Here is a 16,519-nt window from a genome sequence, read left to right as displayed (position 1 = left end):
TTTTCATGTCGAAGCTTGGTGCTTCGTCTTCAGAGAGCAATTAAATTATGATGGAACGGTTTCGCGAAGGCGTGAATGGCCCTTTTGTTAAAATAGTCCTTGGACTTATTATCCTTTCATTTGTTTTTGCTGGTGTAGGTAGCTATATCATCGGCGGAAACGCAAATTCAGCAGCGACCGTTGGCAATACTGAAATTAGCCGCGGCGATTTTGAACAAGCTTATCAAAATGAACGCAATCGCATGCAGTCTCAGCTAGGTGATTATTTCTCTAGCATGCTTGCTGACCCAGCTTATGTTGAGTCGTTTCGTAAATCTGTGTTAGACAGAATGGTTAACGACCTACTTTTAGAGCAACACGCAGAGTCTCTTGGCTTACGTGTTAGTGATGCGCAAATTCGAACCATGATTTTAGAAATGCCTCAGTTTCAAAACAATGGCCAGTTCGATCAAGAGATCTACCAAGCAGCGCTTCGTCGTGCAGGCTTCTCTGCTGAAAGCTTCGCTCTTTATTTACGTCGTGATCTAATTCGTAATCAGCTTCTTACCGCACTGCAAAATAGTGACTTCTCATTAGAAGGTGAAGTACAAGCGCAAAGCGAATTGATCATGCAAAGTCGTGAGGTTCGTACTGTTACTCTTCCTGTTGCGGAAATGGCGAAGAATATCGAGTTGTCCGACGCTGAAATTGACATTTTCTACCAGGAAAACTCAGTTCGCTACACGCGTCCTGAACAAGTTAAAGTTGGCTATATTGAACTTTCTGCTGAGCAACTAAAACAAGGTGTGGATGTTTCAGAGCAGGACGTTGAACAGTACTATCAAGATAATATTAATAAGTATTCAACTGAAGAGCAGCGTAAAGTTAGCCATATCTTAGTTCAAGGTGATAAAGCGCTTGCGGACAGTTTGTTAGCTGAGCTTAATTCTGGGGCTGACTTCGCTAAGCTAGCAGAAGACAATTCTCAAGACTTTGGTAGCGCAGAAGAGGGTGGGTCTCTAGGCTGGATTGAACGTGACGTTATGGACCCAACATTTGAAGAGGCTGCATTCTCTTTAGCTAATGTTGGTGATGTTTCTGAAGTGGTGGAATCTAACTTTGGTTACCACATTATTAAACTCGACGAGCTTAAAGACTCCCAAGCACAGCCCCTGGCCGATGTAAAAGAGGAAATCGCTACTGAGTTGGCTGAGCAAAAAGCGGTTGATGAGTTTTATGAGTTACAAAATGAACTTGAAAGAGTTGCGTTTGAATACCCAGATTCCTTAGACGATGCTGCAGAAGCCGTAGCGCAACCGATTCAAGCAACGGACTTCATTTCTGCTCAAGATGCGCCAGAAGTTTTACGTTCTCAAGCTGTTATACAGGCTCTCTTAAGCCCTGAAGTGAAAGAGGATGGTCTAAACTCAGAGGTTATAGAAATCGCACCTGAGCATATTATTGTGGTTCGTGTTGATGATATTCGCGATGAAACAGTTCTGCCTTTAGAAGAGGTTTCACAACAAGTAGTTGAAGCACTTAAGCAGGTTAAAGGTGAGCAAAAAGCGGTTGAGCTTGCTGAGACAGTTCTTGAGGGGTTAGTAAACGGCGATAATAGCGTTCTAACTCAAAATGGTCTCAACTTTAGTGAATCAACCAGTATTGATCGTCGTGACCCGTTAGCTGAAACGGTTTTTTCTATGGCAAAACCTGTTGATGGTAACGCTGTATATGGTCAAGCTAAGGATTTTGAAGGTAACATCGTGATTGTTGCTCTGGATAAAGTTGAAGTAAACATCGACAACCAATTTGTATCTCAGGTTGACGCACAGCTTACTCAACTGAATAACCAACAAGACCTTTCTGGTATCTTAAGTATTCTTCGAGCAAATACTGATATTGATTACTACATTGTGTCTCAGTAATAGAACTACTGCTAAGTCACTACTTTCAATGTAATTGATAGTTTAGTTAAAACGGGTCGCATTAGCGGCCCGTTTTGTTTTTCTACTATTTCTAAAATAGTTGTCAGCTAGACTTGTACGCTAAAGGCATGTGAATAAAGAGGAGTGACACACATGCTAATACGAACACTTTTATTGACCTTAATGCTTTTCCTGGTACCAAGTAGTTTACTGATGGCCGCAGGGTCAGAAAAATATGAGGGCATAGAAATAACGGTTAACGTTAATCAAGCGAGTGCTGAAGAACTGGCTACCTTACTTAGCGGAATCGGTATGAAAAAAGCCCAGGCAATTGTTGACTATCGTAATGAATTTGGTGATTTTACTCACTTAGATGAGCTAACGAAGGTCAAAGGTATAGGTGAGTCGATACTAGATAAGAACCGCACTCGTATCGAACTCTAATTTAGATAAACGCTTCCTCTGGTTGAGTAAGCGTTTGGTTTTTCTCCCTTCCCACTAATAATTACTAAAAACTCCAATCGTAACTAGCACCAAACTACTATAGGCATTATAATTTTCGGCCGATAACGCTGATACTAAATTGTGTCGCGATGAAATAACGTGGAGTAAAATATGCCTCTTGAAACACCAGTCATAACGGTAGACGGACCTAGTGGCGCCGGTAAAGGTACCCTTTGTATGTTACTAGCCGAAAAATTAAGTTATCAGTTACTTGATTCTGGTGCGATATATCGAGTGCTTGCGTTAGCCGCGATTCACCATGGCTTAGACACTGAGTCTGAAGATGTTCTTGTTCCTCTTGCTACTCACTTAGATGTGCAGTTTATTGCCGAAGGTGATTTAGTTAAAGTTATCCTCGAAGGTGAAGATGTCTCGCACGAATTGAGAAAAGAAGAGACAGGTATGGCAGCCTCAAAAGTTGCTGCTCTTCCCCGTGTTCGAGAAGCACTATTGAGACGCCAAAGGGCTTTTGCTGAGAAAAATGGCCTTGTTGCTGATGGAAGAGATATGGGGACTGTCGTTTTTCCTAATGCCACAGCTAAAATATTTCTAGATGCAAGCGCTGAAGAGAGAGCGAATAGACGCCTTAAACAGTTGCAAGATAAAGGTTTAGATGTTAAATTTGGCGACCTTTTGAGCGAGATTCAAGAGCGTGATGATCGAGACCGCAACCGTGCGGTAGCTCCTTTGCGCCCCGCTGATGATGCGCTTTTGCTAGATTCGACGTCGATGTGTATCGATGAAGTGGTCGAAACAGCAATGAAGTTTATAGAATCTAAATTGGCTGAGTAGTCTATACTCAGTCAACTGAGAACGTTGGTCGCAAGGATGATGACTGGCGAATTTATCAACCCCATGCGGTAGGATACCCATGGACGTTTAATTAATTGAAGATTAAATAATGACTGAATCTTTTGCTCAACTCTTTGAAGAGTTTCTATCTGAAACTGAATTTAAACAAGGCAGTATCGTTAAAGGTACTGTAGTAGCTATCGAGAACGGTTTCGTTCTTGTTGACGCTGGTCTTAAGTCTGAGTCTGCTATCCCTGCTGAACAGTTCAAGAACGCTGCTGGCGAACTTGAAGTTGAAATCGGTGCTGAAGTAGACGTTGCTCTAGACGCTGTTGAAGATGGTTTCGGTGAGACTCAACTTTCTCGCGAGAAAGCTAAGCGCCACGAAGCTTGGATCGTTCTTGAGAAAGCTTACGAAGAAGCTGAAACTGTTGTTGGTATCATCAACGGTAAAGTTAAAGGCGGTTTCACTGTTGAACTAAACGGTATCCGTGCTTTCCTTCCAGGCTCTCTTGTAGATGTACGTCCTATTCGTGACACTGCTCACCTAGAAAACAAAGAGCTAGAGTTCAAAGTTATTAAACTTGACCAGAAGCGTAACAACGTAGTTGTTTCTCGCCGTGCTGTTATCGAATCTGAAAACAGTGTTGAGCGTGATGAGCTTCTTGAAACTCTACAAGAAGGTAGCGAAGTTAAAGGTATCGTTAAGAACCTTACTGATTACGGTGCATTCGTTGATCTTGGCGGTGTTGACGGTCTACTACATATCACTGATATGGCGTGGAAACGTGTTAAGCACCCATCAGAGATCGTTAACGTAGGTGACGAGATCCAAGTTAAAGTTCTTAAGTTTGACCGTGAGCGCACTCGTGTTTCACTAGGTCTTAAGCAACTTGGCGAAGATCCATGGGTAGCTATCGCTAAACGTTACCCAGAAGGTCACAAGCTTTCTGGTCGTGTTACTAACCTAACTGACTACGGCTGCTTCGTTGAAATCGAAGAAGGCGTTGAAGGTCTAGTACACGTTTCTGAAATGGATTGGACTAACAAGAACATCCACCCTTCTAAAGTTGTTAATGTAGGCGACGAAGTTGAGGTTATGGTTCTTGAGATTGACGAAGAACGTCGTCGTATCTCTCTAGGTCTGAAACAGTGTAAAGCTAACCCATGGCAGTCATTCGCTGAAGCGCAAGCTAAAGGCGATAAAGTTACTGGTAAGATCAAGTCTATTACTGACTTCGGTATCTTCATCGGTCTTGACGGCGGCATCGATGGTCTAGTACACCTATCTGACATTTCTTGGAACGCAACTGGCGAAGACGCTGTTCGTGAATACAAGAAAGGCGACGAAATCTCTGCAGTAGTTCTTGCAGTAGATGCAGAGCGTGAGCGTATTTCTCTTGGCGTTAAGCAAATGGAAAATGACCCGTTCAATGCATACGTTGCTGATAACAAGAAAGGTACTCTTGTAAACGGTAAAGTAACTGCAGTTGACGCTAAAGGCGCTACTGTTGAACTTGAAGATGGCGTAGAAGGTTACATCCGCGCTTCTGAAGTTTCACGTGACCGTATCGAAGATGCATCTCTAATCCTAAGCGTTGGTGACAGCGTTGAAACTAAGTTCACTGGTGTAGACCGTAAGAACCGCGTAATCAACCTATCTATCAAAGCTAAAGATGAAGCTGAAGAGCAAGAAGCAATGGCTTCTCTGAACAAGTCTGAAGACGGCGGGTTTGGTAATGCTATGGCTGACGCATTTAAAGCTGCGAAAGGCGAATAATAGCTTCTCGATAAGAGAATATTAGCTGTTAGCTAAGAAAGGAGCCGAAAGGCTCCTTTTTTTTTTGCTTAATTTCTCGATAGGTCTATAATTTCTAAAAAGAAAAGCGAACGAGGAAAACTATGACTAAGTCTGAATTGATTGAAAGACTCTGTTCTGAGCAAACACATTTGTCTGCGAAAGAAATAGAAGATGCTGTAAAAGATATACTAGAACATATGGCGACGACTCTAGAGAGTGGTGACAGAATAGAGATTCGCGGCTTTGGTAGCTTCTCGTTGCACTTTCGTGAGCCACGTGTAGGTCGTAACCCTAAAACAGGTGATAAAGTTGAATTAGAGGGTAAATATGTTCCTCACTTTAAACCGGGTAAAGAGCTACGTGAGCGCGTTAACGCGTCTTAAATAGTAAATTATAAGATTGTTAAGAAACGACTAACTTTCCTGTTGGTCGTTTTTTTTATCAGTAGAATGTTACTTATAGCCATGGTTTGTGAGGTGTTTTTCCTGCATAATCGTACCTGCTATGAATATTGGGGTAACTGATTATGAAAATAATTAAAATCATTGTAGTTCTTGCTCTTTTCCTAATTGCACTGGCTTTAGGATCTCAGAATCAGGCAGTTGTTACTTTTAACTATCTGCTAGCTCAAGGGGATTTTCACCTATCAACGTTGCTCGGTGTCGTATTTGTTAGTGGCTTTTCTTTGGCTTGGTTGATTTTTGGTAGCCTACACTTTAAGTCTCAGCTCCAAGTTCGTAAGCTAAACAAAAAGCTAAACAAACTCAGCCCAGAAACACCTGTTGCTCAATCCAAAGTATAAACGGTAGACTCTTTTAGATGTTAGAAATCCTTTTCTTGTTATTACCAATTGCCGCTGCCTATGGGTGGTATATGGGTAATCGTAGTGCCCAACAAGATAAGCAAAAACAGTCCAACCAAATATCTCGTCAATACGTTACGGGCTTAAACCTCCTTCTTTCTGATCAGTCAGATAAAGCAGTCGATCACTTTATCGAATTGCTTCAAGTCGATGATAATACGATCGATACTCATCTTGCTTTAGGCAATCTTTTTCGCTCACGGGGAGAAGTTGATCGAGCCATACGAATTCACCAGAATTTAATTTCTCGCTCTGGCTTAACGATTGATCAGAAAAACATTGCGCTTCAACAACTAGCTAAAGATTACATGGTTTCTGGTTTTTTGGACCGTGCCGAGAAAATCTTTGAACAGTTAATAGAAGAGCCTGATCACCGAGAAGCCGCACTTCAACAGCTTGTTTCGATTTATCAGCAAACAAGAGAGTGGGGCAAAGCCATTTATTTAGCAGAGCAATTAGTGAAGCTTGGCAAGCCAAGGATAAAGAAATCCATTGCTCACTTCTGGTGTGAACTGGCCATCCAAGAGAAGCAAGACGGTAATATCAGCAAATCCATACAGTATTATAAGCGAGCTCTTAGTGAGGACACTAAGTGTGTCCGTGCTAGTATACTGCTTGGTAAGCAGTATTTAGAGTCTGAAAACTATCAAGAAACGATAGAGCATTTAGAAAACGTTTTAGAGCAAGACAGTGACTTCGTAGGCGAAGTATTGCCAATATTAGCAGACTGTTACCATCACCTAGGTAATGAAAATGGGTTAGTAGAGTTCTTGAGACGTTGTATTTCTCAAAAATCAGGTGTGTCGGCTGAATTAATGCTAGCTCAATTAGTCGCACAGCACGAAGGTACTGGAGCAGCCCAAGACTTGCTAACGCGTCAACTGGTGAAAAACCCGACCATGAAAGGTTTCTATCGCTTAATGGATTACCATTTAGCTGAGGCTGAAGAGGGACCAGCGAAAAAGAGTTTAAGCACATTGCAGAAACTGGTTGGTGAACAGCTTAAAGTAAAGCCTCACTATCGCTGTCGAAAGTGTGGCTTCTCAACACATTCAATGTACTGGCACTGCCCCTCTTGTAAAGGATGGGGAGTCATTAAGCCTATTAAGGGCTTAGATGGCGAGTAGGCTGATTTGTAATAATAGTTAGCCTTCAATAAAAATACAGATACAATGGCCTCGCTTAATGCGAGGCTATTACAATCTGACTTTTGAGTGACGCTCTTTATTAGAGCAAACGATAAAGATGAAGGTTGTAAAAAGTAACAATAGAAACAATTAACAATCGATATTTATACTTAGGAGTTAAGATGAACGACCAAAAAGTGATCGTTGCGCTAGATTATGACAAGCAAGCAGATGCATTAGCATTCGTCGATAGAATCGACCCTTCCTCTTGTCGTCTTAAAGTTGGCAAAGAGATGTTCACTTTGTTTGGGCCTGATTTCGTTCGTGAGCTTCATAAGCGTGGTTTTTCTGTTTTCTTGGATCTGAAGTTTCACGATATTCCTAACACTTGCTCAAAAGCAGTAAAAGCAGCGGCGGAGCTTGGCGTATGGATGGTTAATGTTCATGCTAGTGGTGGTGAACGCATGATGACAGCCTCTCGTGAGATTTTAGAACCGTATGGGAAAGACCGACCGATGCTGATTGGTGTGACGGTGCTAACGAGCATGGAACAAAACGATCTGGCGGGCATTGGTTTGAATGTAGCACCACAAGAACAAGTCATTCGTTTAGCGACGTTAACTAAAAACTCTGGCTTAGATGGCGTTGTATGCTCAGCGCAAGAAGCTTCGATGCTCAAAAGTGAGCTAGGCCAAGAGTTCAAACTCGTTACACCAGGAATACGTCCTGTAGGCGCATCTGTTGGTGATCAAAAGCGTATCATGACCCCAGTAGACGCTATTCAAGCGGGCTCCGATTACCTTGTGATAGGCCGACCAATTACACAAGCAGCTGATCCTGCATTAGTGCTTAGCGAAATAAATAAGACGCTAGCATAAAAGTTCAGTTCAAATGGAAAGGTCAGCGAAATGCTGACCTTTTTTATACCTTGGATGTCCTTATAAAGGACACCCACTGTGGAATTTAAAATCTTGGTCGCTACTTGAAATAAGCTCCCCTTCAATTTCAGCAAAATATTGAATTCTATCTGATATATCTTCACCTGCGATATCCTCCGCTAATGTTAGATAATCCCGATAGTGCCGAGCCTCGGAGCGGAGTAGTGAGGTATAAAACCGTTCCATATCATGATCAAGGTGTGGTGCTAGTAGCGCAAATCGCTCACAAGAACGCGCTTCTATGAATGCCCCAATAATCAGTTTATCAACAAGAGTTTGCGGCTCATGGGTTGCGGCTTTTGATAACATTCCTTTTGCGTAGCGTCCTGCAGGAATAGGGCGATATTCAATTCCTCGCGCTGTCATAATTTCTAAGACTTGATAAAAGTGGTGAAGCTCTTCTTTGATCAAGAGAACCATTTTATCAATCAAGTCTTGAGTATATGGAGAGTTATCTTTTGCGATCAAATTTTTGTTAATTTGGCTCTTCCCTTTCAAACTCTCTAATGACCCACGCTTCTTATAAGCGAATTCTTCAAATGGTTTGAACCACTCTAAAAGTAGATCAGCACTTGCTTTATTAACGGCGTACTTTCGTAATAGGTACATGGCGGACTGTCCGGCCTTGAGCTCGCACAGTAGATGGTCTATCAAGATGACCTCTATGCTTTCTGGCTGCTTAGCTTGCTCAATCCAGGATGTTGGAGTCGGGCAGTGTAAAAACTTCAGTATTGGTTCTAGAAGGGCTTTGTTGTCCATGATCTTAATATCTACTTTAAATAAAAAAGGCCGCTTTGCGCGGCCTTAGGATAGAAACTATCTTTACCACTTTTTCTTTTCGCCAAATAGCGCATCCATATCGTCTTCTTTCTCTTTTTCTTCGATATGTTGTAGTTCTTCTGCACTCTTTGTTTGACGTTTTTGCTCTAGATCGTCATACATTTTTTGCAGCTTCTCACGAGCTTGGTTTGAGTACGCATCGTTTTTCGAACTAAGCGCATCAATCCCTTTCTTCAGTAGCTGGATCGCTGTTCCTGGCTGGCCACGTACGATCGCATCGTTCGCACGCTTAATAACATTTTCAATATTGATGCGCACTTGAATAGATTCTAATCTTGCATTTTCGGCTACGTAAGATTGTGTTTCGAAGCGTCCTTTGTTGTGTTCACTACGAATAGTATCGCGCAACCTCTTAACAAGTTTAAGCATGACGATCGCCTGCTTATCACTGCTTGGTACTTTGAAGGTTGTACTGTCACCGCCTTGGTAGTTATCTCGCAGTTGATTGATTTGTTGCTTCATATTTTCAACACGTTGCGCTAACTGTTTGTTCTTTGGATCGAGCTCTTGCATATTGTTAAGAGCATCAAGGATACGAGTGTTAAGGCAAATAAGAAGCTCTTTGCTAAAAGGCATATGGTGAGCATTACCAATAAGATCTTCAGTTGCATCTATGATGGCAATATAGCGAGCAGACTCTTGTTTCTTAGCTGTTTCAACTTTTACTTTGTATTGCAGCATGATGTTATAACCAAGCACTAACACCAGTAAAATAGCCACTAGAGCAATAATTAATCCAATATCCATAAATTCCATATCTTTGTGTTTTAGATGGCTATCCCTTTAGGATACACGAACCGACTCAACATCGGCACCTATATAGCAACACTTTATTATCACTGTTTGTAATTTGATTATTAACCAAAAGTTTGAATTAGCACAGTAATATGAGGGTTAGCTTGCAAAAAATGAGTTTGCTTCGGATGACAAATGAGCGAACTCGATGCGACTTTCCAATTTGTCTACCAATTGTAGCGCATTAGCGTTATAACTAATAATTATAAACTATTAGTGCCTACTAGACCGTCGGCAAGGATTTCGAGGTCATATAATGAAACTACAGCAGCTTAAATACATTGTTGAGGTTGTAAACCATAACCTAAACGTCTCAGCGACAGCAGAAAGCTTATATACATCTCAACCAGGGATCAGTAAACAAGTTCGTTTGCTTGAAGATGAGCTAGGAATAGAAATATTTGAGCGAAGTGGTAAACACCTCACCCAAGTTACACCCGCTGGTCTCGACATTATTCGAATATCTCAAGAAATTTTATCTAGAGTCGAGAGTATTAAAGCCGTTGCTGGGGAACATACTCATCCTGAAAAGGGCACATTGAATATCTCAACGACGCATACACAAGCACGTTATGCTTTGCCAGATGTTATTAAAGGGTTTACGTCTCGCTACCCTAAAGTGTCTCTACACATGCATCAGGGAACGCCAAGCCAAATGTCGGAAGCGATAGCCAAAGGCACGGCAAACTTTGCCATTGCAACCGAGGCTCTCCACTTATATCAAGATGCGATAATGTTGCCTTGCTATCACTGGAATCGCTCAATTGTTGTAACCAAAGATCATCCTCTTGCGGCTAAGTCTCACGTAACAATACAAGACTTGGCCAATTACTCGCTGGTGACATACGTATTTGGTTTCACTGGGCGATCTGAGTTAGATACTGCATTTAATAAAGAAGGGTTAACACCTAGAGTTGTCTTTACGGCGACGGATGCTGACGTCATTAAAACCTATGTAAGAATGGGGATTGGTGTGGGTGTGATAGCAAGCATGGCGATCGACAAAGAGATGGATGACGATTTAGTTGCTATCGATGCTAGTCATATTTTCGAAGCAAGTACAACGAGTATAGGATTCCGTAGAGGGACGTTCCTACGTACTTACATGTATGACTTTATGGAACGCTTTGCCCCTCATTTGACACGACCTGTTGTCGAAAGAGCCACATCGCTGAAGTCGAATGCTGAAATTGAGGAAATGTTCAAAGATATTGAGCTTCCAGTTCGTTAAAACCTTTCTAATAGTATGACTTCCTCTTAAACTACCAGATTATGGGGGAAGTCATGCAAAACCACTTTAAAGAACTCGACCAATTTATACTTAATCACCAGCAATTTTGGCGAACTGAACCATTTCATCACAGCTTTTGCTCGGATTATCCTTGGGATGACTCCCATCCGAATCTCTCAACATGGCTAGACTCATTAACAAATACAGAGATCGAAGCTTACAAAGTCGATACTTCAAAGCTTACTCACTCTCTGAGCTCCTTTTTCCCTGAGCTCAACAGCATTACATCATTGATATCGTTACCGGCATTAGAGGCTCACGAATTTGATTTCTCTTCGCACCTATTTCGTGGCATTCCTGGGCGAAAGCTAGAACAAATTCTAGCAATGGGACACGCTTCAGTTAACTCGCATTATGGTAGTGAGTGGCTTGAGTGGTGTTCGGGAAAAGGCTACTTGGGAAGAGTGCTTGCTGCGAGCAGCGGTCAGAAAGTAACAAGTTTGGAGTATCAAGGAGCATTGTGTGAGTCAGGGCAAAGGGGGGCAAACTCTCTCGAACTTCCTATCTCTTTTGTTCAAGGTGATGCGCTATCTGAGAAAGCTCTTTCCATTATGACCCCTGATCAGCATGCGGTCGCTCTACATGCCTGTGGTGATCTACATTCTAGCCTTTTGTACAAAGCCTCTCAGTTAGAGCTGCCTGCCATCACTATATCTCCTTGTTGTTATCATCTTATTCAAGGCGATCACTATCAGCCAATGTCGCAATCAGGGCAGTCTTCCCAGTTAACGCTTTCGAAGCATGATTTAAGGATTCCATTGCAGGAGACTGTTACTGGTGGGGAGCGCGTAAAGAGGCATCGCTTTCAGGAAATGTCTTATCGATTAGGCTTTGATCTTATGCTTCGAGAGTTAGGTTTAACGGATGAATATATTCCGATACCAAGCATCAAAAAATCCCAATTGTCGTTAGGCTTCGAATCATTTTGTAATTGGGCTACGAATCTGAAATTAATCGATTTGCCCGATGTCAATTTTGAGGAGTACCAGCTAAGAGGCGAGGCTCGATTTTGGCAAATGGAGCGAATCAGTCTGATTCAGCAGCTGTTTAGACGTCCATTGGAGATGTGGCTTGTTTTGGATAAAGCGTTATATCTACAAGAGAGAGGTTATCAAGTGACACTTTCTCAGTTTTGCCCACGAGAGATGACGCCAAGAAATATTTTGCTGCACGCGTACCGTAACTAAACTGTCTTAATGTCTCTTTTTTGTTGCTCTAATGTTAACGCTTTCTTCCCTTTGTTTTAAGTAACTGGTAATAATATTGACTGTGCATACTAAATGTACAATTAAAATAATAACCAAATACAACATCCACTACTAAGTTGCTTAAATCAAGGAGTTAAGATGAAGGCAGGTAAAATTCTAGCAGCGGCAGTTTTTGCCAGCGCTGCGCTACTCTCATCAACTGGAGTCATAGCAAAAACGGCAAAAGTTGCAGTTTCACAGATCGTAGAACACCCAGCACTGGATGCGACTCGACAAGGGTTACTCGATGGTTTAAAAGCCAAGGGCTATGAAGAAGGTAAGAACTTAGAGTTTGATTACAAAACCGCTCAAGGCAATCCAGCGATTGCTGTTCAAATTGCACGTCAATTCATTGGTGAAAATCCTGATGTACTGGTTGGTATCGCAACTCCAACAGCTCAAGCATTAGTCGCTGCTACTCGAAACATTCCAGTCGTATTTACCGCTGTGACGGATCCAATTGGAGCGAAATTGGTTAAGCAGTTAGAACAACCAGGTAAAAATGTAACGGGCCTTTCTGATTTATCTCCAGTTGATCAACATGTACAGCTTATTAAAGAGATCTTACCTGAAGCTAAATCGATTGGTGTTGTCTATAACCCTGGTGAGGCAAATGCAGTGACGCTTGTCGATCTACTCAAAAAGAGTGCTAAGGCACAAGGTTTTGTTGTGGTAGAAGCAACGGCTCTTAAAAGTGCTGATGTTCAATCAGCGACACAGGCCATTGCTGCAAAATCGGATGTACTTTACGCGCCAACTGATAATACAGTTGCAAGCGCAATCGAAGGCATGATCGTTGCCGCTAACCAAGCGAGCACTCCAGTATTGGGTGGTGCAACCTCTTATGTAGAGAAAGGCGCGATTGCAAGTTTAGGGTTTGACTACTATCAAGTAGGCTACCAAACAGCGGATTATGTCGCGGCAATATTAGCAGGCGAGAAACCGGGAGACCTTGATGTGAAAATTGCAAAAGGGTCTGATTTGGTTGTAAATGCTTCTGCTGCAAAACAACTTGGGGTCACCATTCCTCAAACCGTTCTAGATCGCGCAACAAGCGTAAAATAGCACAGGACTAAGCCAGTAATCGGATTACTGGCTTTTCTATAGCAGAAAGGGAGTTGTTATGTCTGCTTTTGCGTTTTTTGGTGCCCTTGAGATAGGGCTTTTATATGGCCTTGTTGCTTTAGGGGTTTACCTAACTTTTAGAGTTCTTGATTTTCCTGATCTTAGTGTCGATGGTAGTTTTCCTATGGGGGCTGCCGTTGCTGCCACGGCGATTGTTGCCGGAGTTAACCCTTGGCTTGCGACTGGTATGGCCGTTATTGCGGGAGCGATAACAGGTTGGGTTACTGCATTTCTTGCCGTGCGTTGTGGCATTCTTCATCTGTTAGCATCAATTCTGACTATGATCGCTGCGTTCTCCATCAATATTCGTATTATGGGCCGCCCTAATATGTCTCTATTAGGAGAAGACACGATCTTAACGCCCTTTGAAGCGCTAGGTGATGCAATGTATATCCGCCCAGTTGTGGTTGGTGTACTTGTTCTTATCTCGGCATGGGGCGTCGTACGGTTACTCAATAGTGACTTTGGCCTTGGGCTACGAGCCACAGGTGTGAATGCTCGAATGGTCTCTGCACAAGGAGGCAGTACCTCGTTCTATACCTATTTTGGCTTGGCGTTGTCTAATGGTTTTGTTGGGTTTTCTGGTGCATTGTTTGCTCAAACGAATAGCTTCGCGGATGTCACTTCTGGTGTAGGTACTATCGTCGTGGGGCTGGCAGCCGTGATCCTTGGACAGACCCTCATTCCTGGTCGGAAAATATGGGTAGCAGTCACTGCGGTTATTGTCGGGTCAGTACTGTACCGCTTAGCGGTTGCCTTTGCTTTAAGTAGCGGGATGTTTGGATTACAAGCGTCAGACCTTAACTTAGTGACGGCTGTTCTTGTTGCAGTGGCACTCATTGCTCCAAAAATAAAAGGTAATCTCAAGTCAAAAAAGTCCGTTAGGCCTGCTAGAAGCCAAGTATCATCTAAGCAGGGGAAAGAGTCTGGAGAAGTAGTATGATTCGATTAGAAGATATTCAAGTGACGTTTAACCCTGGGACTATTTTAGAAAATCAGGCGTTAAAGAGTGTCGGATTGGAAGTTCCAGAGCATCAGTTTTTGACGGTTATTGGTTCAAATGGTGCAGGTAAATCAACACTTCTTGGTGCGGTCACTGGAGAAACGCCAATGATAGGTGGCCGCGTTATTATCGATGAGTTAGATGTGACGAGGCAAACAGTTGACCAACGTGCAAAACAGTGTGCTCGTGTATTTCAAGACCCTCTTGCGGGCACATGCGCTGATCTCACCATTGAAGAAAATATGGCTCTTGCCTACATGCGTGGAAAACGGCGTGGTTGGAACCTTTCTCTGTCGTCGAAGAGGCGCAAACTTTTTCAAGATCGGATCAGTATATTAGGGCTAGGCCTTGAAGACCGTTTATCCGATAATATCGGTCTATTGTCGGGAGGGCAGCGCCAAGCGGTTAGTCTGGTTATGGCGACCCTGTCTGATAGTAAATTACTGTTATTGGATGAACACACTGCGGCATTAGACCCACGTATGGCTGCCTTTGTTATTGATTTGACCAAGACGATTATCAAAGAGTTCAACCTAACGGTAATGATGGTGACTCATTCAATGAAAGACGCCTTAGCATGTGGAGATCGAACTGTGATGCTCCATCAGGGTGAGATAGTATTGGATGTCTCTGGTGAGCAACGTGCTAATATGAAAGTACCAGATCTACTTGAGATGTTCTCAAAAGTCCGTGGTGAGGAATTGGCTGATGACAGCTTGCTATTAAACTAGACAGCTAAGTGTTGATATTCAGTGTTGCCACAGACGAGCCCATCGTAATGTACCAGTTGCGATGGGTTTAATTTTATATTGGGTAATTTATTTTAATGAAGTTACAGCGACGATTTAGCCTCCGGTTTGTATTTCTGATACCACTGCTTGTATCAGTCGTGCTCAGTAGTGTGGTGGTGAAAAGTCATTATGATCTCGTTAACCGCAGCATTTCAGCGGAGTACGATCGATTAAAAGAGTCGCTGTGGCGTTCATCGAAAGTGATATCAGCACTCGATTATAGTTTTACCAATTACTATAGAACGGGTGGCAATATATTGGTTAAGCACAACACATTCCTTGAAAATGATTTGTGTAAAATCTGGCCGATTGACGCAGTGCTTAGGACCGAAAGTAAATCGAACGGTATTTCAGCGGTTGACATCAATTACATGCTCGTTGGTAATGAAGAGCTTTGTGACCCTACGAGTCCCATCTATAAAAGAGCCTCTAGCCAAGTTGCTTTGGCGCCAGTCCTCTCCTTTATGCATGATCTGGATAACTATTTGATTGGTATCCACTATTCAGATAAAGAGGGGTACATCGTCTCTTCTCCCGATACGTTAGCGCAAAATGTAACGTCAGAGTATTTGGATACAATGAAGGCGAGACCCTATTGGAGAGCGACCGATCAAAATCGAGGGGAAATAACCGTTTCAGGACCTGTAAACTCGATGGTATTGGGTAAAGAGATGATGAGTTTAACCGTTCCAGTTCACAGCGAAGAGAGCTATGAAGGTTTAATTTCATTAGATATCGATCTTGATACCTTGTTATACAGTGGAGATAAGTTAAGCAGTAAAATTCGAATTATCGACCGTGCGCGAGATAGTGTCCCTGGTTCTGCTTTTTGGGTGAGGGAGTTGGTTTTTGAAGGGGTAGTGTTTAATCATACGATTTTCTATGACTTTGATTTGGAGAAAGAAGTTAAACAGTTCTTTAGCCAAGAAAAATACAGCTTACTCATTATTTTACTCGTCTATATATTCTCGGTTTTGGTTCTTTTTTATGTCAACACTAATGCTGAGAGAAGCCACTTTAGAGATCTCGCCGCAAAAGACCCGATGACGGGTCTGTTGAATCGCCGGGGCTTTGAGGCATTTTTAACTCAATCGACCCACGAACATACTTTTGCCGTAGCTGTGTTTGATATTGATAATTTTAAATCCATAAATGACACCTACGGACATGATGTTGGGGATGATGTCATCTGTTATATCGCCGATCAGCTAGAGAAAAATATTAGAGCTGATGATGCAGTGGCACGCTTTGGTGGTGAAGAGTTCGTCGTGTATCTAAAAGGTTATGACGAGAAACAGTTGATACGAAGCTTAGAGCGAGTACGAATTGCGATCAGCGAAAAGTCGACAGAGGTGATTGAGCAAGGCTTTACCGTTTCGGGCGGTGCAGAAATTATGGGGCCGACGTTCGACCTTGATTTCGTAGAGCTGTTTAAACTCGCTGATGAAAAACTGTATCAAGCAAAAACGTCGGGCAAAAATAAGCTTATTTATTAGCCT

General features: G+C 42.5%; 16 protein-coding genes. 14 read left to right on the top strand and 2 right to left on the bottom strand.

The features are described from left to right. The first annotated feature begins 47 nt into the window (after positions 1-47). From ppiD to pyrF, 8 genes are all read left to right on the top strand, one after another. Positions 48-1,904: a peptidylprolyl isomerase gene (gene ppiD, locus KP803_RS01770; protein ID WP_248007111.1), complete on the top strand. Its 1,857-nt coding sequence runs from the start codon at positions 48-50 to the stop codon at positions 1,902-1,904. 183 nt (positions 1,905-2,087) lie between these two features. After that, the gene (locus KP803_RS01765; RefSeq protein ID WP_427916918.1) at positions 2,088-2,348 is read left to right on the top strand and encodes a ComEA family DNA-binding protein; all 261 of its coding nucleotides are present in this window, start codon (positions 2,088-2,090) and stop codon (positions 2,346-2,348) included. A gap of 171 nt (positions 2,349-2,519) precedes the next feature. After that, positions 2,520-3,200 carry a (d)CMP kinase gene (gene cmk, locus KP803_RS01760; RefSeq protein WP_248007109.1) on the top strand — a complete coding sequence of 227 codons (681 nt, stop codon included), beginning with the start codon at positions 2,520-2,522 and terminating at the stop codon, positions 3,198-3,200. A gap of 109 nt (positions 3,201-3,309) precedes the next feature. Then, complete coding sequence (rpsA, locus tag KP803_RS01755; protein ID WP_248007108.1) at positions 3,310-4,980, top strand: 30S ribosomal protein S1; 1,671 nt, start codon at positions 3,310-3,312, stop codon at positions 4,978-4,980. A 122-nt stretch (positions 4,981-5,102) separates the two neighbouring features. Beyond that, positions 5,103-5,384: an integration host factor subunit beta gene (ihfB, locus tag KP803_RS01750; protein ID WP_248007107.1), complete on the top strand. Its 282-nt coding sequence runs from the start codon at positions 5,103-5,105 to the stop codon at positions 5,382-5,384. Between the two features lie 143 nt (positions 5,385-5,527). Beyond that, positions 5,528-5,803: a LapA family protein gene (locus KP803_RS01745; RefSeq protein ID WP_248007106.1), complete on the top strand. Its 276-nt coding sequence runs from the start codon at positions 5,528-5,530 to the stop codon at positions 5,801-5,803. Between the two features lie 17 nt (positions 5,804-5,820). Next, positions 5,821-6,990, top strand: coding sequence for a lipopolysaccharide assembly protein LapB (lapB, locus tag KP803_RS01740; RefSeq protein WP_248007105.1), 1,170 nt, complete (start codon positions 5,821-5,823; stop codon positions 6,988-6,990). Positions 6,991-7,172: 182 nt separating this feature from the next. Continuing rightward, entirely contained in the window at positions 7,173-7,868 is a 696-nt protein-coding gene (pyrF, locus tag KP803_RS01735) for an orotidine-5'-phosphate decarboxylase (RefSeq protein WP_248007104.1), read from the top strand. A gap of 60 nt (positions 7,869-7,928) precedes the next feature. Here pyrF and miaE read toward each other — a convergent pair whose 3' ends face one another. Then, positions 7,929-8,687, bottom strand: a complete 759-nt coding sequence (gene miaE / locus KP803_RS01730) for a tRNA isopentenyl-2-thiomethyl-A-37 hydroxylase MiaE (RefSeq protein ID WP_248007103.1) — start codon at positions 8,685-8,687, stop codon at positions 7,929-7,931. 63 nt (positions 8,688-8,750) lie between these two features. After that, entirely contained in the window at positions 8,751-9,515 is a 765-nt protein-coding gene (locus KP803_RS01725; RefSeq protein WP_248007102.1) for a DNA repair protein, read from the bottom strand. Positions 9,516-9,819: 304 nt separating this feature from the next. Between KP803_RS01725 and cysB the strand changes: the two genes are divergently transcribed. The 6 genes from cysB to KP803_RS01695 all read left to right on the top strand — a co-directional run bounded on the left by cysB (position 9,820) and on the right by KP803_RS01695 (position 16,516). Then, positions 9,820-10,794 (top strand): HTH-type transcriptional regulator CysB, encoded by a 975-nt coding sequence (gene cysB, locus KP803_RS01720; protein WP_248007101.1) that lies wholly within the window; start codon positions 9,820-9,822, stop codon positions 10,792-10,794. A gap of 53 nt (positions 10,795-10,847) precedes the next feature. Next, positions 10,848-12,041, top strand: a complete 1,194-nt coding sequence (locus tag KP803_RS01715; protein WP_248007100.1) for a methyltransferase — start codon at positions 10,848-10,850, stop codon at positions 12,039-12,041. A 159-nt stretch (positions 12,042-12,200) separates the two neighbouring features. Beyond that, positions 12,201-13,166, top strand: coding sequence for an ABC transporter substrate-binding protein (locus KP803_RS01710; RefSeq protein ID WP_248007099.1), 966 nt, complete (start codon positions 12,201-12,203; stop codon positions 13,164-13,166). A gap of 58 nt (positions 13,167-13,224) precedes the next feature. Then, positions 13,225-14,169, top strand: coding sequence for an ABC transporter permease (locus KP803_RS01705; protein ID WP_248007098.1), 945 nt, complete (start codon positions 13,225-13,227; stop codon positions 14,167-14,169). Continuing rightward, positions 14,166-14,960 (top strand): ABC transporter ATP-binding protein, encoded by a 795-nt coding sequence (locus KP803_RS01700; RefSeq protein ID WP_248007097.1) that lies wholly within the window; start codon positions 14,166-14,168, stop codon positions 14,958-14,960. The genes KP803_RS01705 and KP803_RS01700 overlap by 4 nt, the downstream gene beginning before the upstream one ends. A 95-nt stretch (positions 14,961-15,055) precedes the next feature. Beyond that, positions 15,056-16,516: a sensor domain-containing diguanylate cyclase gene (locus KP803_RS01695; protein WP_248007096.1), complete on the top strand. Its 1,461-nt coding sequence runs from the start codon at positions 15,056-15,058 to the stop codon at positions 16,514-16,516. Positions 16,517-16,519 lie beyond the last annotated feature (3 nt).

The organism is Vibrio amylolyticus (assembly GCF_023145695.1).
Classification (GTDB): Bacteria; Pseudomonadota; Gammaproteobacteria; order Enterobacterales; family Vibrionaceae; genus Vibrio; species Vibrio amylolyticus.
The sequence above is the reverse complement of the archived record's forward strand: the minus strand, read 5'-3'. Positions and strand labels throughout refer to the sequence as shown.